The organism is Pseudomonas sp. A-1, assembly GCF_004801855.1.
Classification (GTDB): domain Bacteria; phylum Pseudomonadota; class Gammaproteobacteria; order Pseudomonadales; family Pseudomonadaceae; genus Geopseudomonas.
This window is the reverse complement of sequence record NZ_SSTC01000034.1, coordinates 1-20,457: the sequence shown is the minus strand read 5'-3', so window position 1 is coordinate 20,457 and position 20,457 is coordinate 1. Positions and strand designations below refer to the sequence as shown.

The window sequence follows — 20,457 nt, the reverse complement described above, 5'->3', positions numbered from 1 at the left end:
AGCCCAGTAGAGCCAAGGGCGTTCTGCGCCTGCAATCAAGGAGAGTGTTCCATGACAGAAACAATACCAGGAGGTGTCGGCGGGAATGCCGGCACCATTCGATCGATGGAGTGGCAGAAGAGGATCTGGCTCGCCCTGATCGTCGTGCTGACCCTGGCGGTGAGTGCGCTGCTGTCGGCGCAGGCCTTCGCCGCCGCACCGCCGGCCGGCTCGATCATCGGCAACCAGGCCACCGCCAGCTACGTGGACGTGGGCGGCAATGCCCGCACCACCACCTCCAACCTGGTCGAAACCAACATCCTGCAGGTGGCCGGCGTGGACGTCGAGTCCGACCAGAACAAGGTCGCGGCGCCCAGCTCGACCATCTACCTGCCGCACACCGTCACCAACACCGGTAACGGCAACGACATCTACGATCTGGTCGCGGCCCAGGTGGCCGGCGGCGGCTTCGCCTTCGGCAGCATCACCGTCTATGCCGATGCCGACGGCGACGGCGTGCCGGACAACTTCGATGCGCTCGCCGTGACCCCGACCCTGCCGGCGGGCGGCAGCTACAACGTCGTGATCGCCGCCCAGGTGCCGGCCGGCGCCCTGGCTGCCCAGGCCAGCCAGCTGACCCTCACCGCCACCAGCCAGTACACCGGCAGCGTGACCGACACCAACACCGACACCGTGACCGTTTCCGGCGACGTGGCCGTGGTGCCGGTGACCAAGGCGCTGAGCCTGCAGTCCGGTCCGGTGGGCAGCGAGGTCGAAGTCACCCTGACCTATACCAACAACGGTACCCGTGCCGCCACCGACCTGACCCTCACCGACCTGCTGGACAACCGCTACGAGTACGTGGCCGGCACCGGTCGCTGGAGCGTCAGCGGGACCGGCACCGCGCTGACCGACGACAACAGCGCCGATCCGGCCGGCATCGCCTACGAGGTGAGCGGGCAGAGCGTCGCGGCGGTGATCGCCAGCGTCGCCCCGGGCCAGTCCGGCTGGGTGCGTTTCAAGGCGCGCATCAAGGCGGCCACCGCCCCGGGCCTGGTGCCGAACAAGGCCACGGTCGCATACGGCAACGGCGCCACCACCGTCAGCGACGAGACCAACATCTCCAACTTCACCGTGACCCAGAGTGCCGCCGTCAAGCTTTCCGACGAGTCCTCGAGCAGCGATTCCGACGGCAACCAGAACGACGTGGTCAGCAGCGCCGCCGTGCCGCAGGGGTCGACCCTGACCTTCGACAACGTCGTGGTCAACCAGGGCAACGGCGTCGATACCTTCGACATCACCTACAGCAACGTCAGCTTCCCGGCCGGCACCAGCTTCCAGCTGCGCGGCGCCGACGGCACTCCGCTGACCGACAGCAACGGCAACGGCATCCCGGACAGCGGCCCGCTGGCGCCGGGGGCGAGCTTCCACGTGCACCTGCGCGTGATCCTGCCCAACAGCGCTGCCGGCAGCGGTCCGTTCGACGTGACCAAGACCGCCACCTCGCAGGTCAACCCGAGCGTGAAGGACAGCGTGACCGACCGCCTGCTGGCCATCACCGCCAACTCGGTCGACCTGACCAACGACAGCGCCGGCGCCGGCGCCCCGGGTGCCGGCGTGCAGCCGACCGGTGAAGCTGCGGCGGTGACCACCAACTCGGTGAAGCCGGGCCAGACCACGGCCTTCACCCTGTTCGTCAACAACAACAGCGCGGTGCTCGACAGCTACAACCTGGCGGCCAGCACCAACAACACCTTCGCCGCGCTGAGCCTGCCGGCCGGCTGGAGCGTGACCTTCCGCAACGCGGCCACCGGCGCGGTGATCAGCAACACCGGCACCATCGCCGCCGGCGCCAGCCTGCGGATCACCGCCGAGGTGGCCGTGCCGGCCGGCGCGACGCCGGGCACCACCAGCCTGTTCTTCCGTGCGCTGTCGCCGACCAGCGGCGCGCTGGACGTCAAGCACGACGCGGTGACCGTCGACCAGGTGGTCGACCTGTCGGTGACGCCGAACAACACCTCGCAGGTGTTCGCCGGCGGCCAGGTGGTCTACTCCCACACCCTGAACAACAACGGCAACGTCGGCGTCAGCGCTGCGGCCCTGAGCAACAGCGATTCCGCTGCGCTGTGGAGTTCGCTGATCTGGTACGACCTGGACGGCAACGGCGCCATCGGTGCCGGCGATGTGCGTGTCGACAACGTCGACGACATCCTGGCGGCCAATCCGGCGCTGGGCGCCACCCTGGCGCCCGGAGCCCAGGTACCGCTGCTGATCCAGGTGTTCGCGCCGTCCGGCGCCAACAACGGCGCGGCCAACACCACCTCGGTCGGTGTTTCCGCCGTCGGCGACGCGGACGCCACCAACAACCAGGCCACCGACACCTCCATCGTGGTGTCCGGCGACGTGCAGGTCATCAAGCGCCAGGCGCTGGATGCGACCTGCGACGGCACCGCCGACGGCAGCTTCACCGCCACCGGCCGCCTGGACGCCAGGCCGGGCGCCTGCCTGATCTACGAGGTCACCCTGCGCAACCTCGGCACCCAGCCGATCAGCGCGGCGAGCATCTCCGACACCACGCCGACCTTCACCAGCTACGTCGGCAACAGCGCCGTCACCGTGCCGGCCGGCAACGTCAACAGTGCTCCGGCCAACGGCGCCAGCGGCCAGGTGGTGGCGAACTTCACCAGCGTGGCTTCCGGCAGCTCCGCGGTCCTGACCTTCCGCGTGAAGATCGACCAGTAAGCCCCGGTGCCGGGCCCGGCGGGCGCTGCCCGCCGGGCCCGGCCCTTGCGAACAATCCGGCGCCGGGGGCTTCCCCGGGGCCGACTCCGGCAATCCGTCCACGAGTTTCCGCGCCCCTCCATGCTGACTTCCGCCGACATGCCCGCAGTCGCGCTCGCCCATGGCACCCGCCGCATCCTGCGCGGGATCCTGTGCGGCCTGCTGCTGCTCGGTCTGGCCGTCGCTGCCTGGGCCGGCACCACCCCGTCGGCGGGCAGCCTGATCAGCAACCAGGCGCAGGCCGAATACCGGCAGACGGACGGCAGCCTGGTGCGCCTGCGCTCCAACACCGTGGAGACCGAGGTGGCGGCGGTGGAGAGCATCGCCCTGCTGCCCGACCTGGCGGTACGGAGTTCCGCCGGTGCGAGCGTCGCGCTCGCCCACACCCTGATCAACACGGGCAACGTCGCCACGACGCTGACCCTGCAGTTCGCCAACCGCAGTGGCGACGGTTTCGACCTCAACGAGCTGGCACTGACCCAGGACCTCAACGGCAATGGCCTGGCCGACGCCGGCGAGCCGTCGCTGCCGCCGGGCAGCAGCCTGACGCTGGCCGCGGGCCAGCGCCTCTACCTGCTCCTCACCGCCCGCGTGCCCGCCGCGCTCGCCTACGGCCGCCAGGCACTCCTGCAGCTGTCGGCGCATGGCGCGGCTGGGGCTTCGGCGCAGGTCGACGACAGCGTCACCATCGACTCCACGGTCGCCCCGCGCCTGGACAAGGAAGTCACCCCGCAGACCGCGATCCCCGGCGCGACGCTGCGTTATCGCCTGGCGCTGAACAGCGGCGACGGCTGGCGGCCGAAGCCGGTGCTGGTGGATGGCGCCCTGCAGGAGCTGCTGCTGGTCCGCGATCCGCTGCCGACCAACACCGAGTTCGTCGCCTTCGTGGCCGGCGGCGGCGCCCAGGCGCTGTACCACCTGGCCGGCATGCCGCGCGACGAGTACCAGAGCCAGGCGCCGGCCGAGCGCGGGCGCATCGACGCCATCGCCTTCGGCTTCCCCGCTCCGGCGGCGCTGAGCCAGGCCGAACTGGAGTTCGACCTGCGCCTGGGCGCCGCGGCCAGCGGGACCGTCGTCAACACGGCGACGGTGGAAGGCCTGGTCGGCGCGCAGGAGCAGCGCGTCGAGTCGAATCCGGCCCGGGTCAGTCTGCCGGTCCAGCCCGGCGCCCTGGATTACCGCGACCCGCGGCTGGTCGACAAGGTCACCCTGAGCAGCAGCGGCCTGCCGCTCAACCTGCGGGCCGAGGCTGCCGCCTGCAACCTCGGCGCCGCCAGCATCGAGAGCTGGCCGCTGAACCTCAGCACGGCGCTGTCCGGCGACCTGGAAACCCTGACGATCACCGAGACCGGTCCCAATACCGGCATCTTCGTGCTGAGCAGCGTACCGACCGCGCCCTGGCCGCAGAATCGCCAGGTCAGCAGCGACGGCACCGTGCAGGTCGCCTCCAGCGACACGGTGACCGCCACCCTGAGCTGCGCCGGGCAGACGCTGGTGGCGGCCGTGCTGATCGACCCGGCCGGCGTGGTGTTCGACTCGCAGAGCGGCGCGCCGCTGGCCGGGGCCACGGTGCGCCTGATTGAGATCGGCGCGGCCGGCGAGCGGCCGGCCACGGTGTTCGACTTCAATGCCCAGCCGGCGCCGAGCAGCGTGGTGACCGGCCCCGACGGCCGCTACGAGTTCCCCCTGGTGGCGGCCGGCGACTACCGGCTGGAAGTCACCCCGCCCAACGGCTACCGCTTCCCCTCGCAGGTGCCGGCGGCGCAGCAGCCGGCGGGCCGGCGCATCGGCGACGGCTCGTTCGGCGGGCGCTTCCGCGTCGATGCCGCGGTGCTCCTCGACGTTCCCCTCGACCCCGGCACGCTGTCCGGCCTGGCCCTGCAGAAGCAGGGGGCACGCAACAGCGTCGAGATCGGCGAGACGCTGCGCTACACCCTGCGCCTGAGCAACAACACCGGCCGGGTGCTGGACGACCTGGTCATCGAGGATCGCCTGCCGGCGGGCTTCACCTATCTGCCCGGCAGTACCCGCCAGGATCGCGAGCTGACGGTCGATCCGGCGCGCCTGCCGGGGCGCCGCCTGGTGTTCCGGGTCGGCAGCCTGGCCAGCGGCAGGAGCCTGCAGCTGGACTACACGGTCCGCGTCGGCAGCGGCGCCACCGCCGGCGACGGCATCAACCAGGCCCAGGCGCACAGCGGCGACGTCTCCTCCAACCTGGCGCGCTTTGCCGTGCAGATCGAGAAGGGCGTGTTCGCCGACGACGCCTTCATCCTCGGCAAGGTGTACGCCGACTGCGACCGCAACCGGGTGCAGGATTCCGGCGAGCCGGGGATCCCCGGCGTGCGCCTGTACCTCGACGACGGCAGCTTCGTGATTACCGACAGCGAGGGCAAGTACAGCTTCTACGGCGTGTCGCCGCGGACCCACAGCCTCAAGCTCGACCCCATCACCCTGCCGGCGGGCGCCGAGATGGAGACCATCGCCAACCGGCAGGCCGGCGATGCGCAGAGCCGCTTCGTCGACCTGCGAAACGGCGAGCTGCACCGCGCCGACTTCGCCACGGACTCCTGCGCGGCGCCGCTCCGCGAGGAGATCGAACGGCGGCGCAGCGTCGGCGAGACGCCGCCGGCGCGCAGCGAGGAGGAAGCGCTGACCGCGCACCTGCGCACCGAGGCGGCGCCGAACTACGACCTGCGCGCGCGCCCGGCCAGCGGCGTGCTCGATGCCGGTGGCCGGATAGTCGCCGAGACGCCGCTGGCGGCCTACGGGGCGGAGCGCGCGCGACCGGCACGCCTGAGCGAGGCGCCGGTCAGCCGCTCGCTCAGCGTCAGCCTGGAGAGCCTGCTGCTCAAGCGCAGCGACAACCGCTTCGGCTTCCTGGACCTGACGGACGGCGACACCCTGCCGGGCACCGACCTGTCGGTGCGCCTCGTCGGCCGCGATGGCGCCTTCTTCCGCCTGCTGGTCAACGGCGAGGAAGTGCCGAGCAGCCGGGTCGGCCAGCGGGCGCGCATGCCCAGTCGCCAGCTGCTGGCCTGGGAGTACATCGGCGTCAAGTTGAAGCCGGGCAGCAACCGGCTGCGCGCCGAGGCGCTGGACGCCTTCGGCAACCTGCGCGAGTCCACCGAGATCACCCTGATCGCGCCGGGTCGCGCCGGCAAGCTCCTGCTGGTGCTGCCGCCGTCGGGCGGGGTCGCCGACGGCCAGACGCCGATTCCGGTGATGGTGCGCCTGCGCGATGCCGACGACGTGCCGGTGACCGCGCGCACCCTGATCACCCTGGAGAGCAGCGCCGGGCGCTGGGACGCGGAGGACCTCGATCCGCTGCAGGAGGGCGTGCAGACCCTGGTGCAGGGCGGCGAGGCGCTGTTCGACCTGATTCCGCCGGCCGATCCCGGCAGCGCCCGGGTCCGCGTCAGCAGCGGGGTGCTCGAGGCCGAGGAGCGGCTGGCCTTCACTCCCTACCTGCGGCCGCTGGTCGCCACCGGGGTGATCGAGGGGGCGGTCGGCATCAATCGCCTGTCGGCCGATGCCATGGCCGCGGTCAGCCCCGAGGACACCTTCGAGCAGGACATCCGCCGCCTCAGCGGGGGCGGTGGCGACAGCCGCGTGGGCGCGCGCGGCTCGATGTTCCTCAAGGGCAAGGTCAAGGGCGACTACCTGCTGACCCTGGCCTACGACTCCGACAAGGACACCCGCGACCGCCTGTTCCGCGATATCGAGCCGGAGAGCTTCTATCCGGTCTACGGCGACAGTTCGATCAAGGGCTTCGACGCGCAGTCGACCAGCCCGCTGTACGTGCGCATCGACAAGGGCCGTTCCTACCTGCTGTACGGCGACTTCAACACCGCCGCCGATCCGCAGCCGGCCCGCCAGTTGGCCAACTACAGCCGCAGTCTCACCGGCGTGCAGCAGCACATCGAGACCGACCGCGTGGTGGTCAACCTGTTCGCCAGCCATGACAGCAGCCGCCAGCAGGTCAACGAGTTCCGTGCCCAGGGCATCTCCGGGCCCTACCGCCTGCCCGGCTCGGGCTTCCTGCGCAACAGCGAGCAGATCGAGATCCTCGTGCGCGACCGCAACCAGCCCTCGGTGGTCCTGGAAAGCCGCACGCTGACCCGCTTCGTCGACTACACCGTCGACGAGCTGGCCGGCTCGATCATGTTCAGCCGGCCGGTGGCCAGCGTCGACGCCAACCTCAACCCGGTGTTCATCCGCATCACCTGGGAGGTGGACAGCGGCGGCGAGACGTTCTGGGTCTACGGCGCCGATGGCCGCTACCGGCTCACCGAGTTCCTCGAGGTCGGCGGTTCGGTGGTGCGCAACGACGATCCGGTGGAGGGCTACTCGCTGTTCGGCCTCAACGCCACCGTGACCCTGGCCGAGGACCACAGCCTGACCCTGGAGGCCGCCCGCTCCGAGGAGGACCTGGGGAGCGCCGGCAACGCCTGGCGCGCCGAATGGCTGCGCACCGGTCGCGACGTCGAGGGGCGGGTGTTCGCCGCGCAGAGCGACGAGACCTTCAACAACCCCAACGCGGCGCTGAGCTCCGGGCGCCGCGAGCTGGGCGTCAACGCGGCGGTGCGGGTGACCGAGCAGCTGCGCCTGAACGCCGAGGCGCTGCACACCGAGAGCCTCGACACCGGCGGGCGCCGCCAGGGCCTCTACGGCGGCACCGAGTATGCGCTGACGCCGCGCGTCACCCTGGCCACCGGCCTGCGCTACACCCGCGAGGACGAGGCCGCGCCCCTCGGCGAGAGCCTGGCCACCGGTGCGCGGGACGTCACCTCGGCCTACGGCAAGCTCGGCTGGAATCCCGACTTCCTGCCGCGCGCCAACGTCTACAGCGAGTACGAGCAGGACCTGTCCGCCTCCGCCAACCGCATGTTCGGCATCGGCGGCGACTACCAGATCAGCCAGCGCGGCCGCCTGTATGCCCGCCATGAACTGATCTCCAGCCTGAGCGGCGCCTTCGGCCTGTCCGAGCTGAGCGAGCAGCAGAACACCACGGTGTTCGGCCTCGACCACGACTACCGCGAGGACGGCAACGTGTTCAGCGAATACCGGGTGCGCGACGCCATCGACGGCCCCTCGGCCCAGGCGGCCATGGGCCTGCGCAACGGCTGGGCGCTGCAGCCGGGCCTGCGCCTGACCACCCAGTTCGAGCGGGTGCACCCGCTCGACGGCCTGTCCCAGGAGAACAGTGCCATCGCCCTCGGCCTGCACTACACGGCCAACCCGCTGTGGAAGGGCGGCACCCGCCTGGAATGGCGCGAGAGCGACACCGAGAACAGCCTGCTGCACACGGTCAGCTATGTGCGCCGGCTGTCGAGCGACTGGAGCTTCCTCGGCAAGAACACCGTGTCGCTGGTCGAGCGGCTGACCGACGACTCCGGGGACCTGCTGCGCAACCGCCTGCGTCTCGGTCTGGCCTGGCGGCAGACCGAGGTCAACCGCTGGAACTGGCTGGGGCGCTACGAGTCGCGCTACGACCGCGACGAGCAGGAGGACGAGCGCCGCCACGCCCACGTGCTGTCCAGCCACGTCAACTACCAGCCGCACCGCCAGTGGGTCCTGTCCGGCCGCTATGCCTTCAAGCAGGTGAACGACGACAATGGCGACGTCGACAACCGCTTCACCGGCCACCTGCTGTCCGGGCGAGTGCTGTACGACCTCTCCGAGCGCTGGGACCTGGGCTTCAACGTCAGCCGTCTGTTCGATCCGGGCAGCACCCAGTACGGCTACGGCGCCGAGGTCGGCTACCTGCTGGCGAAGAACCTGTGGGTGTCGGGCGGCTACAACTTCGCCGGCTACCACGACCGGGATTTCGAGGATGTCGACTACACGCAGCAGGGGCCCTATCTGCGCCTGCGCTTCAAGTTCGACGAAAACAACCTGCGCTGGCTGGAGTGAGCGATGAACCGGATGCTGCTGGGCCTGCTGCTGCTGGCCGTGGGGACGCTGGCCTGGGCCGAGGGCAGTCGCAACCTGCACCCGAGCGGGGCCTCGGGGCTGCGCGCCTGGCTGGAATACAACACCTCGGGACTGACGACCTTTGCCGGTATTCCGCGCAGGAACTCCATCGAGGTGTATGCCCAGGCCGGCGAGGTGATCGCCCTCGGCTCGAGCGCCCACGGCCTGGGCAGCACCGGTGGCATCCGCTACACCACACCGAGCGGCACGTCAGGGAACTGCATCGGCACGGGGCCGGGACGTATCGCCAACCGTACCGAGGAGGTGAACGGGCCACGCTATCCCGGCGGCGGCAACTCCGCCGGCTTCGCGCCCTGCTACGTGACGGTTCCGGCGGGGGAAACCGGCATCTGGCGCGTGGAGTTCCTCGGTCCCGACGGCGCTGCGACCAACCCCCCCACTGGGCTCTTGGCGAACGCCATCTGGAGCCAGCCGAGCACTGGCAGCCTGATCGCCGCCTGGGACGTGACGGTATTCCAGAGTGCCAGCAGCAACACGCCGCTGAGCGGGCGGGTATGGGCCGACTACCTGCCGCTGAACTCCGGCGGCAACGGCAACAACTACGTCTACCTGAACGTCTACGTGCTGAACAACGAGGGCTACCTGTTCAGCCAGCAGCAGGTGGTCGATCCCTTCGGCTACATCTTCTTCGCCAACAATCGCGGCTTCCTGTCGTCCTCGACCGGCAATCCGGTGTTCAAGTCGCTGGCCACTTCCTCTGGCGTCCTGCAGGCCGGCTACAGCTTCCACCGTCCCGACCAGTCCGACTCCGGGATCAACGTCACCCACAAGACGTTCTTCAACCCGCCGGCGGCGGACCTGCCGAGCGAGGCCAGCTACTGGGCCGGCGGCGACGACTGGCTGCGTCTGGCGCTGCCGATCCTGCCGCCGCAGGTCGAGGACGTGCGCTTCGTCGGCAAGGACGGCACCAGCGGCCAGGCGGCCGGGGTCAGCGGCGGCGGCGGCACCTTCTACTACACCAACTCGGCCAGCGAGACCCTGTCGGTGCGCATCGTCATTCCGCTGAGCGCCAACGGCGTCAACGTCGACCGGGTGCTGACCGGCGTCGCCCCGCCCGGCGAGGGCAGCCTGGTGTGGGATGGCCTCGACGGCGCCGGCAACCCGATCTACACCAGCGGCACGCTGTCCTACAACTTCACCGCCACCCTGTTCGGTGGCGAGATCCACTTCCCGTTCTTCGACGTCGAGCGCAGCCAGCGGCTCACCGTGCGCCGCCTGAACGGGCCGTCCGCCAGCCAGTGGCCCGACGACCTGCTGTACTGGGACCATTCGCTGGTGGCCGGCAGCGGGCAGCCGGTGCCGCTGACCAACCTGGAGGGGCTGTCCAGCAGCAGTTCGCCGGCGATGAGCTACAGCGGCACCTGGGGCAACGAAAAGGGGCTGGATGCCTGGACCTACGTGCCCTCCGACCAGCCGGCGGTGTCTTCCGAGGTGACCGTGCGCACCGCCGACCTGCGCATCGTCAAGACCGCCGATTTCGCCCCGGTGGGGCGCGGCGGTGCGGTGGCCTACACCCTCACCGTGGACAACCTGAGCAGCGACACCTTCGCCCGCGATGCGCGGGTGCAGGACAGTTTCGCCGCCACCCTGTCGGGGCTGCGCTGGAGTTGCGAGATCGTCGAGCCGGGGCTGCTGCCGGCGGATCAGGTATCGGCATGCGCCACGGCCAGCGGCACGGGCAACCTGGACGCGCTGGTCAGCCTGCGTGCCGGCGCCCGGGCGGTGTTCCGCATCCGCGGCACGCTGTCTGCGGCGGCCGGGGCGACGCTGTCCAACACCGCCACGGTGTCGCGGGCGGCCGATGCCGCCGACCCGGCGCTGGCCAACAACACTTCCACGGTGGTGATCGCCACCGAGCCGGGCCATGCGATTTCCGGCCAGGTCTACGAGGACCTGCAGGGCAACGGCGTGCGCGACGGCGGCGAGGACTGGGCGGCCGGCGCGCCACTGTGGGTCAGCCTGGTCCGCGATACCGGGGAGGTCGTCGAGTCGCTGCAGGTGAACGCGGGGGCCGGCACCTATGCCTTCGCCGGGGTTCCGGTCGGCCCCTACCGGCTGCTGGTGACCGATGCCGAGCTGTCGGCGAGCGTGGCCAGCCCGGCCGGCTTCCAGTTCGTCGCCCCGGTCTCCGGCCGTCTCGACCTGGTCGTGGCCGGCGCTGCGAGCGGGCAGGACTTCGGCCTGCGGCGTGGCGGCAACCTGCTCGAGGGGCGGGTGTTCGAGGACAACGGCGCGGGAGGCGGCATCGCCCACAACGGCATCCCGGATGGCGCCGAGAGCGGCCTGGCCGGCGTCAGCGTGCGTCTGCTCGATGCCGGGGCCACGCAGCTCGCCGAGACCCGGACCGCGGCGGATGGCTTCTACCGCTTCATCCTGCCGGCGACTGGCGGCGATCTCGAAGTGGTCGCCGACACCCCGGCCGGTTTTCTCTCCATCAGCGAAAGCGCCGGCAACATCGCGGCACCGGACAATCCCTCGCCGTTCGACGACCGTCTGCGCTTCACCCCGGCGGGCGGCAGCTACCAGGGCGTGGACTTCGGCGACGTGCGCGAGCCGGTCCTGGCGCCGGACCAGGTGCGCTCCTCCGCGCCGGGCAGCACGCTGTACCTGCCGCACACCTTCACCGCGCCCAGCCGTGGCAGCGTGCGATTCGCCGTGGCCGACCCGCTGCCGAATCCGGACATTCCCGGCTGGGATACCCGGCTGTTCGGCGATGCCAACTGCAACGGCAGCCTCGACGCCGGCGAGGCGGTGCTGGGCGCCGCGCTGGCGGTGAGCGCGGGGCAGCGCCACTGCCTGCTGCTGCGCGTGCTGGTGCCCTCGGGAGCGCCGATCAACGCCCAGTGGCGGGCCGCCTTGCGTGCCGAGATGAGTTATGCCGACGCGGCGGACCAGCCCCTGCGCAGCAGCGCACGCAGCGTGCAGGACCTGGTCACGGCCAGCGAGCGCGAGGCGCTGGTCCTGCTCAAGGCGGTCGACCGGGGCACGGCGATGGCCGGGGACGTGCTGACCTATACGCTGACCTATCGCAATGCCGGCGCCGACAGCGTCAGCGATGTGGAGATCCGCGACGCCACCCCGGCCTATACCGTCTACGTCGGCGGCAGCGCGGCGTGCCGCCTGCCGCTGCCGGCCGGCATCGCCAGCTGCACGACCAGCGAGGCGCCTGCCGAGGGCGGCGTCGGTGCGGTGGTCTGGCGTCTCGGCGGCGCCCTGCCGTCGGGCGCCGAGGGACGGGTCGAGTACCGGGTGCGGGTGGAGGGGATGTGAGCGGCCGCCCCTCAGGCCGGCTACGGAGCGAGGATGCCGCGCGCCTGGCAGTGGGGCAGCTGTTCGCGTAGGAACTGGATCAGCGCGCGCACCGCCTGGGGCACCATCCGGGCGGGCGGCGTCATGGCCTGGATCGGGCAGGGGGCGGGTTCGAAGTGCTCCAGGGCGAGCTGCAGCCGGCCCTCGTGCAGATCGTCGAGGCAGGCGTACAGCGGCAGCTGGGCGAGGCCGAGGCCGGCCCGGGCGGCGCTGCGCAGCGCCGTCAGGCTGTGCGACACGTAGCTCGGATTGCCGCCGGCTTCCGTGGCGTCGCGCAACTGCCAGGCTTCCGGCGCATGGGGCAGGCCGAGGCTGAGGAAACGGCTCTGGTCGACCTGTTCGGGGCTCTGCGGCTGGCCCAGTTCCTCCAGCAGGGCGGGGCTGGCCACGCAGACCAGACGCAACTGGGCGAGGGGGTGCAGCACCAGCTCGAGGCTGTCGCCGGGCACTGCGCCGAGGTTGAAGGCCAGGTCGACGCGCTGGCTGAGCAGCTCCCGCACGCCGTCGCCCGGGCTGAGGGCGATGCGTACCCGGGGGTGGAGCATGGCGAAGCGGGCGAGCGGCTCGGCCAGCAGCTCCTCCACCAGAGGGGGGGTGCAGATGCGCACCAGCCCGCAGGGCTCCTCGAGGAACTGCTGGATGCTGCTTTCGGCGGCCCGGGCGGCGCGGAGCATGTCCTGGATGTGCTGGAAGACTTCTTCGCCGGCCGGGGTCACGGTGAGCGTGCGGGTGCTGCGCAGCAGCAGCTGGCTGCCCAGGCGCCGCTCGAGTTCGATGATGCGCCGGCTCAGGCGCGACTTGCTGATCCCGGTCCGCTTGGCGGCGGCGGAGAAGCCGCCGGATTCGATCACCTGGGCGAGCAGGTAGAAGTCGGTGAGGTTGTCGGTCGTGGCGATGCTGACGGAGGCGCGGGGCGCGTCGAGGGGGTTGCTCTGGCTGCGGGGCATTTTCTATCCGTGAATATCCTCGTGCGGATCGCAAGGGGCAAGGCGACAGCGACACGCATGTTTTTAGTTATATGTAAATGATAGCATATCGCCATTATTTTGGCGATATGCTGGATATTTCTTTTTTGCGCATGAGTTGCGACGAAAAACAGGCGTTCTTGTGGTGGCGGCGGCAGATTGCCGCCGCCACGCGCTCGACGGGCGTGCCGGACAGGCGGACAGGCGTGTGCTTCCGGCGGCGGATTGCCGGCGGAGCGGGGGGGGGGGAGGGCAGGGGAGTGGCCCCGCCGGACGGCGGGGCGACGGGGGCTAGCGGGTCGGCTCGATCGCCGCCATGTAACGCTCGACGAACTCTTCGAAGCTGCCCTGCTGCCCGGCTTCCAGTTCGGCCTGGGCGGCCAGCGAGGCGCTGGCGGACTGTTCGAAGACGGTCAGTTGCGCGGCGTCCAGCGGCCGGCCGCGGAACCAGGCGGCGTGGCGCTCGGACTGGCGCAGGGCGAAGGCGTGGAAGCTCAGCCGGTCCTCGCGCAGGCTCTGCAGCACCCGCGCCGACGGGGTCAGGCGGGCGTCCTCCAGCTTGGCGCGCTGGCTGGCCAGTGCCTGGCGGTGCAGGTCGTCGCCATGGGCGGCGTCGAGCAGCTCGGCGCAGGCGGCGATGCGCTCCAGCAGTTCGAGGCCCCAGTCCTTGAGGGCGATCTCCTGGCCGCGGCGGCTGAGCTGCAGGCCGGGCTTGCGACCCTGCTTGACGGTCAGGGCGAAGTTGCCGGTGCAGGCGCGGCACTCGTCGCCGGACAGCAGCGGGCTGTCCTCCAGGGCGCAGAACAGCAGGAAGGCGTCGAGGAAGCGCGCGGTGGGCAGGTCGATGCCCAGCGGCAGGAAGGGGTCGATGTCCAGGCAGCGCACCTCGACGTACTGCACGCCGCGCGCGGCAAGCGCCTGGATCGGCCGCTCGCCGCGGTTGACCACGCGCTTGGGGCGGATGCTCGAGTAGTACTCGTTCTCGATCTGCAGCACGTTGGTGTTGAGCTGCAGCCATTCGCCGTCCTGGTCGTGCAGGCCGATGGCCTCGTAGGGCGGATATGGCGTCGATACCGCCTGGCGCAGGCTGGCCAGATAGCTGTCGAGGTCGTTGTAGCAGGGGCGCAGGCTGGCCTGGGCGTTGTTCTGGTAGCCAAGGTCGCTCATGCGCAGGCTGGTGGCCCAAGGCAGGTACAGGGTGCCCTCGCCGAGCGTCTCCAGGCCGTGCTCGCGGCCCGCGAGGAAGCCGGCGTCGACTGCCGGCGAGGCGCCGAACAGGTACATCAGCAGCCAGCTGTAGCGGCGGAAGTTGCGGATCAGCGCGATGTAGCGTGCTGACTGCCCGTCCTGCGCCGTGCTGGTGTCGCCCTCCGCCTCCTGCAGCAGCGGCCACAGCGCCTCGGGCAGCGAGAAGTTGTAGTGGATGCCGGCGATGCACTGCATGGCCTTGCCGTAGCGCACCGCCAGGCCCTTGCGGTAGACGTGCTTGAGGCGACCGATGTGGCTCGCGCCGTATTCGGCGATGGGGATGCTCGCCTCGTCCGGCAGGTGGCAGGGCATCGAGTGGGTCCACAGCTGCTCCGCGCCCATCCGCGCGTAGGCGAAGCGGTGGATGGCGTCTAGCTCGTCGAGGGTGCGCGCCGGGTCTTCCCAGGCGGCGGTGATGAATTCCAGCAGCGCCTCGGAGTAGTCGGTGGTGATCTGCTCGTGGGTCAGCGCCGCGCCCAGCGCGGCGGGGTGCGGGGTCAGTGCCAGGTGGCCGGCGGGGTCGACGCGCAGGCTCTCCTTCTCCAGGCCGTGCCGGCAGTGGCGCAGCAGGTCGAGCTTATCGGCGCTCGCGAGCAGGGCCAGGCGGCGGGAAAGTAGGTCGCTCAAAAGTCGGATTCCTGTTGGCAAATATGCCGCACTATGGGGGCGACGGACGGCAGTCTCAAGGGGGCAGGAGCCTGTCGTGCGGCCGGCGCAGCCCGCAGGGTGGAAACTCGCGCCGCGCTTTTCCACCGTTACCGTGCAGGCGGCGGGAAAGGCCCGCGGCCGTTTCCCACCCTGCGGGAGCAGCTTAGACCAGCATGAAGGTGCCCTGGGCGCGGGCGACCAGCGCCTCGCCCTGGCGCACCTCGGCGTCCACCACCAGGGTGCGGCTGCCATGGTGTATCACCTTCGCGCTGCACAGCACCTCGCCGTCGTCGATGGCGCGCATGTAGTTGATCTTGCACTCGACCGTGACGCTCTTGCGCTCGAAGCCGTGGGCGCTGGAGCAGGCCAGGCCCATGGCGATGTCGACCAGGCTGAAGATCGCCCCGCCGTGCAGCTTGCCGGCGCGGTTGCGCAGCTCGGACTTCAGCGGCAGACGCACCTCGGCCTCGCCGCCGTCGATGCGCACGGGCTCGCAGCCGAGCAGGTGGCTGAAGGCGCTGGTGGTCACTTCGCGGACGTCGGTCATCTCAGCGCTTCTTGATCTGCTTGGCGTTGGCGAACAGCGCGGCCATGCCGGGGTTGCTCGGGGCCGGCTTGTCCTGCCTGGAATGGCGCTCGCTGCGCGGTGCGTTGCCGCGGTTGCCGCCGCGTGCGCCCTCGACCTTCTCGCCGGGGGTGTCGGACATGCGCATGGACAGGCCGACGCGGTTGCGCGGGATGTCCACCTCCATGACCTTGACCTTGACGATGTCGCCGGCCTTCACCACCTCGTAGGGATCCTTGACGAACTTCTCCGACAGCGCGCTGATGTGCACCAGGCCGTCCTGGTGCACGCCGATGTCGACGAAGGCGCCGAAGTTGGTGACGTTGGTCACCACGCCTTCCAGCACCATGCCCGGCACCAGGTCCTTGAGGCTCTCGACGCCTTCCTGGAACTCGGCGGTCCTGAACTCCGGACGCGGGTCGCGGCCGGGCTTGTCCAGCTCCTTGAGGATGTCGGTGACCGTCGGCAGGCCGAAGCTCTCGTCGGTGAATTTCGCCGGGTCGAGGCGCTTGAGGAACGCAGAGTCGCCGATCAGCGAGCGGATGTCGCGGCCGGTGGCCTCGGCGATGCGCCTGACCAGCGGGTAGGTCTCCGGGTGCACCGCCGAGGCGTCCAGCGGGTTGTCGCCGTTCATCACGCGCAGGAAGCCGGCGGCCAGCTCGAAGGTCTTGTCGCCCAGGCGCGGCACCTTCTTCAGCTCGGCGCGCGACTTGAACGCGCCGTTGGCGTCGCGGAACTGCACGATGTTGCCGGCCAGGGTGGCGTTGAGGCCGGAGATGCGCGCCAGCAGGGCGGCGGAGGCGGTGTTGACGTCGACGCCGACGGCGTTCACGCAGTCCTCGACCACCGCGTCCAGCGAGCGGGCCAGCTTGAGCTGGGAGACGTCGTGCTGGTACTGGCCGACGCCGATGGCCTTGGGCTCGATCTTCACCAGCTCGGCCAGCGGATCCTGCAGGCGGCGGGCGATGGACACCGCGCCGCGCAGCGACACGTCGAGTTCCGGGAATTCGCGGGCGGCCAGTTCGGAGGCCGAGTACACCGAGGCGCCGGCCTCGGAAACCATGATCTTGGTCAGCCTGAGTGCGGGCAGTTGCCTGATCAGGTCGGCGGCCAGCTTGTCGGTCTCGCGGCTGGCGGTGCCGTTGCCGATGGCGATCAGCTCGACCTGGTGCTTGGCGCACAGGCGGGCGAGCACGGCGAGGGTGCCGTTCCAGTCGTTCTTCGGCGCGTGCGGGTAGACGGTGGCGGTGTCCAGCAGCTTGCCGGTGGCGTCGACCACCGCCACCTTGCAGCCGGTGCGCAGGCCGGGGTCCAGCGCCAGCACGCTGCGCGGACCGGCCGGGGCGGCCAGCAGCAGGTCGTGCAGGTTGCGGGCGAACACGTTGATCGCCTCGCTCTCCGCGGCCTCGCGCAGCTCGCCGAGCAGGTCGGTCTCCAGGTGGGTGTACAGCTTGACCTTCCAGGTCCAGCGCACCACCTCGGCCAGCCAGCGGTCGGCGGTGCGGCCACGCTGCTCGAGTCCGAAGCGCTCGGCGATCATCAGCTCGCAGGGATGGATGGTGCCCGACGTAGCGACGCCCGACAGCTCTTCGCCGACCTTGAGGCTGGCGCTCAGCACGCCCTCGTTGCGGCCGCGGAAGATCGCCAGCGCGCGGTGCGACGGCACGCCCTTGAGCGGCTCGTCGTGCTCGAAGTAGTCGCTGAACTTGGCGCCTTCCTGCTCCTTGCCGGCGACCAGGCGCGCGCTCAGGGTGGCGTTGTCCTTGAGGAAGGAGCGCAGCTTGTCGAGCAGGCTGGCGTCCTCGGCGAAGCGCTCCATGAGGATGTACTTGGCGCCGTCGAGCACCGCCTTGACGTCGGCGAAGCCTTTCTCTGCGTCGACGAAGCGCGCGGCTTCCGCCTCGGGATTCAGTTCCGGATTGCCGAACAGCGCGTCGGCCAGCTCGCCGAGGCCGGCCTCCAGGGCGATCTGGCCCTTGGTGCGGCGCTTCTGCTTGTAGGGCAGGTAGAGGTCTTCCAGGCGGGTCTTGGTGTCGGCCAGCCTGATCTCGCGGGCCAGTTCGGGCGTCAGCTTGCCCTGTTCCTCGATGCTGGCGAGGATCGCCGTGCGCCGCTCCTCCAGCTCGCGCAGGTAGCGCAGACGCTCTTCCAGGGTGCGCAGCTGGGTGTCGTCGAGGCTGCCGGTCACCTCCTTGCGGTAGCGGGCGATGAAGGGCACGGTCGAGCCTTCGTCGAGCAGCGCCACGGCGGCGGCGACCTGCTGCGGGCGGACGCCGAGTTCCTCGGCGATGCGGGCGTTGATGCTGTCCATATGACTTCCTGCGACTGCGGGAGAAGGTGGCCGACGGGCGGCCGCAAAGGGATGGATTATAACCATGGCGCGCGGCCGCGCAGGGGGCGCCGCCGATGGCGGCCCCTGCGCTGGTGAGGGTGTTTGCGGCATTGCAAGGGACTGGTCGTCATTTTTTCGACATCGTCTGGATCGAGCAAACAAATTGCGATTTAATGCCGGTGTTAGCGTGATGCTTTTCGCATAAAAATCGTCAATAAAGTGGCGTCTGCCGGGCGTTAGGCAGGCGGCGCAGGCCTTGCAGTCATGCGCAGCGCACGACGGTCGTTCGTGCGCGAGATGCGCCGTTTCACATTTTCATCGAGTTGCGCTGGTTTGGCGGACTTGGCGGTGCCCGTCGCGAGCAGGCGAGGGCGCACCGCCGGAGTCGGTGCAGGGAGTTTCGTGAGGGGGTTGCGGCAGTGGGCATGATGTCCCTGGCTGTTCCGGGTCTGCGGGACGAATGGATGCAGATGCGGCAGGGAGCGCTTTACTGGCTGGCGGGGGAGCGGGCGGAGGATTCCGTGCTGCTCGCCCGCCAGGTTCTGGCCGGGATGGCCGACGAGGCACAGGCGATCCTGGTGGTCTGCGGCGACTCGCCGGACGGCGTGCTCGACGGGCTGGCCGCCGACCGCGGCCCCGGCACGCTGTGGCCCTATGCCTTCGCCGAGGAGGACGCCGCCGGCGTCCTGCGCGTGCTCGGCCGCGAGCTGCGCCGCCTGCGGGCGCCGCGCGGCATGGCGATCCTGCTGCTGGCGCCGGCGAGCATCTGGGATTCCTTCGACGCCGGCCGCCTGGAGGCCTGGTGCGCCGCCCAGCATGCCTGGCTGGCCGAGCACGGCTGCACCCTGCTGGTGCTCAGCCACGCCGGCGCGCCGATGCTGTGCGAGCGGCTGCAGGGCTGCAGCGAGCCGCTGGCCGGGCTGGCGCAGCTGCTGCACAGTCGCGGCGCCCCGCATTACCAGCTGCACTACTGGCGCAACGCGCTCGGCGTCCAGGGCGCCGGCGAGATGCCGCTCGCGCGCCGGCCGGACGGCTTCGTCGCCCGGCCGGCGGCGGATGCTGCCGGTGTGCCGGCGGCGGCCAGCGACCAGTACCGTCACCTGGCCCGCCGGGCGGTGCTCGAAGGCGCGCCGCCGCTGTCCGCGCACTGGCGGCTGTTCGACGACGATGCGGCGCTGCTGGCAGCCGCCGAGGGCGCTACGGCCGCCTGCGTGATCTTCAGCCTCGACGACAATGCCCGCGTCGGGGCGCTGGCCGAGCACCTCCACCACCTGCGGCGGCGCCGCGGCCGGGAACTGCGCCTGGTGGTGCGCGAGATGGCGCCCTGCCTGCGCTATCTGGACGAGCAACTGCTGCTGGCCTGCGGTGCCAGCCTGATCGTGCCGTGCGGCACCAGCCTGTCGCGCTTCCTCACCCTGCTGGACAGCCTGCACGGCCACCGCTGGACGCGCACCCTGCCGGAGGATCTGCCGGCGATCCTGGCGCGCCTGCGCCCGCCGGCGCAGCGCGGCCTGCTGCCGCGCCGCGAGTTCGAGGCCCTGGTCGGCGGCATCCTCGCCGCCGAGCGGCACGGCGAGGTCAGCCACCTGCTGCTGCACCTGCGGGTGGCCGAAGGCCTGAACCTGACCCAGGTGCTCGGCCAGTGCCGTCTGCGCCGTGCCGGCGACCTGGCCTGTGCCAGCGGCGGGGACCTGTGGCTGTTCCTCTTCGGCTGCCGGCTGGACGCCCTCGAGCGTGCCCTTGGCAACCTGTTCCGCCTGCCGTGGCGCGAGCTGTTCGCCGCCCGGCGCCTGCTCGCCGGTGTCGACGAGATGGCACCGGGCGCAGACGACGCCGAGCTCCTGCCGGCGCTGCTCGCGGCGGAGCGCGCGCCGGCGCCGGCCGCACGGCTGACGCCGGTGCGCATCGGCCGGCCGGCCCTGGAGTCGGTGGCATGAGGACGGAGCAGCTCTGGCAGCTGCTGGGCGTCACCGCCCTGCTGAGCGTGCCGCTGGCGTTGCTGGCGTTCGTCCTGCTGCGCCGTCTCGCCGGCCGGCTGTTGCGCTTCCTGCCGTCGCGCCATCTGCGTGCCTATCCGCCGCGTCGGCGGCGGCCGGCAGGGGAGGGGCGCCGGTGAGCGGCGGCGGCGCGACCACGGCGGCGCTGCGCTGGCCGGGGCTGGGGGCATGGAACCTGTATTTCCTCGGCAAGTTCGTCCTGCTCTGGCAGGGCATGCTCAACTTCCAGGTGCTGCCCAACCTGTTGCTGGCCGCCGTGCTGCTGCTGCCGCTGCCGCGCGGGGCGGCGCTGCTGCGCACCTTGCTGGCGCTGCCGGCAGGGCTGGCGCTGCTCTACCACGACTCCTGGCTGCCGCCGGTCGGCCGGGTGCTGGAGAGCCTGCAGGCGCTGCTGGACTTCTCGCCGGCCTACCTGCTCGAGCTGGGCGGGCGCTTCCTCGACTGGCGGTCGCTGGCCGGCGTCCTGCTGGCCCTGCTGGCCTACGGGTTGCTGGCGCCCTGGCTGCGCCTGACCACCGTCAGCCTGGCCGGTCTGCTGTGGCTGGGCGCGCAGTCGCTGGCGCCGCTGTGGTCGCCGCCGGCCCGCCCGCTGCCGGCCGTCGCTAGCGCACCCGTCGCGCCGGCGAGCGCACCGGCGCT

At 70.8% G+C, this 20,457-nt stretch carries 10 protein-coding genes; 6 read left to right on the top strand and 4 right to left on the bottom strand.

Features of this window, described 5'->3' with window-relative positions:
- Positions 1-51: 51 nt before the first annotated feature.
- The 3 genes from E5198_RS09765 (at position 52) to E5198_RS09755 (ending at position 12,024) form a co-directional block, all read left to right on the top strand.
- Complete coding sequence (locus tag E5198_RS09765; RefSeq protein ID WP_136489808.1) at positions 52-2,721, top strand: DUF11 domain-containing protein; 2,670 nt, start codon at positions 52-54, stop codon at positions 2,719-2,721.
- Positions 2,722-2,841: 120 nt separating this feature from the next.
- Positions 2,842-8,673: an SdrD B-like domain-containing protein gene (locus E5198_RS09760; RefSeq protein WP_136489807.1), complete on the top strand. Its 5,832-nt coding sequence runs from the start codon at positions 2,842-2,844 to the stop codon at positions 8,671-8,673.
- A gap of 3 nt (positions 8,674-8,676) precedes the next feature.
- Positions 8,677-12,024, top strand: a complete 3,348-nt coding sequence (locus E5198_RS09755) for an SdrD B-like domain-containing protein (RefSeq protein ID WP_136489806.1) — start codon at positions 8,677-8,679, stop codon at positions 12,022-12,024.
- A 20-nt stretch (positions 12,025-12,044) separates the two neighbouring features.
- On the opposite strand, the gene E5198_RS09750 is transcribed toward E5198_RS09755, so the two are convergent.
- The 4 genes from E5198_RS09750 to E5198_RS09735 form a co-directional block, all read right to left on the bottom strand.
- Positions 12,045-13,010, bottom strand: coding sequence for a LysR substrate-binding domain-containing protein (locus E5198_RS09750; protein ID WP_136489805.1), 966 nt, complete (start codon positions 13,008-13,010; stop codon positions 12,045-12,047).
- Positions 13,011-13,319: 309 nt separating this feature from the next.
- The gene (gene gshA / locus E5198_RS09745) at positions 13,320-14,903 is read right to left on the bottom strand and encodes a glutamate--cysteine ligase (protein ID WP_136489804.1); all 1,584 of its coding nucleotides are present in this window, start codon (positions 14,901-14,903) and stop codon (positions 13,320-13,322) included.
- A 184-nt stretch (positions 14,904-15,087) separates the two neighbouring features.
- Positions 15,088-15,471: a PaaI family thioesterase gene (locus E5198_RS09740; protein ID WP_136489803.1), complete on the bottom strand. Its 384-nt coding sequence runs from the start codon at positions 15,469-15,471 to the stop codon at positions 15,088-15,090.
- Between the two features lies 1 nt (position 15,472).
- Positions 15,473-17,800: a Tex family protein gene (locus tag E5198_RS09735; RefSeq protein WP_136489802.1), complete on the bottom strand. Its 2,328-nt coding sequence runs from the start codon at positions 17,798-17,800 to the stop codon at positions 15,473-15,475.
- A 446-nt stretch (positions 17,801-18,246) separates the two neighbouring features.
- Here E5198_RS09735 and bcsE point away from each other — a divergent pair, with 446 nt between their 5' ends.
- The 3 genes from bcsE to bcsG form a co-directional block, all read left to right on the top strand.
- A complete protein-coding gene (gene bcsE / locus E5198_RS09730; protein WP_305956050.1) occupies positions 18,247-19,758 on the top strand; it encodes a cellulose biosynthesis protein BcsE in 1,512 nt (503 codons plus the stop codon).
- Positions 19,755-19,937, top strand: coding sequence for a cellulose biosynthesis protein BcsF (locus E5198_RS09725; RefSeq protein WP_136489800.1), 183 nt, complete (start codon positions 19,755-19,757; stop codon positions 19,935-19,937). The genes bcsE and E5198_RS09725 overlap by 4 nt, the downstream gene beginning before the upstream one ends.
- A partial coding sequence (gene bcsG, locus E5198_RS09720; protein WP_256659022.1) for a cellulose biosynthesis protein BcsG occupies positions 19,934-20,457 on the top strand: 524 nt, incomplete at its 3' end. The genes E5198_RS09725 and bcsG, both read left to right, overlap by 4 nt.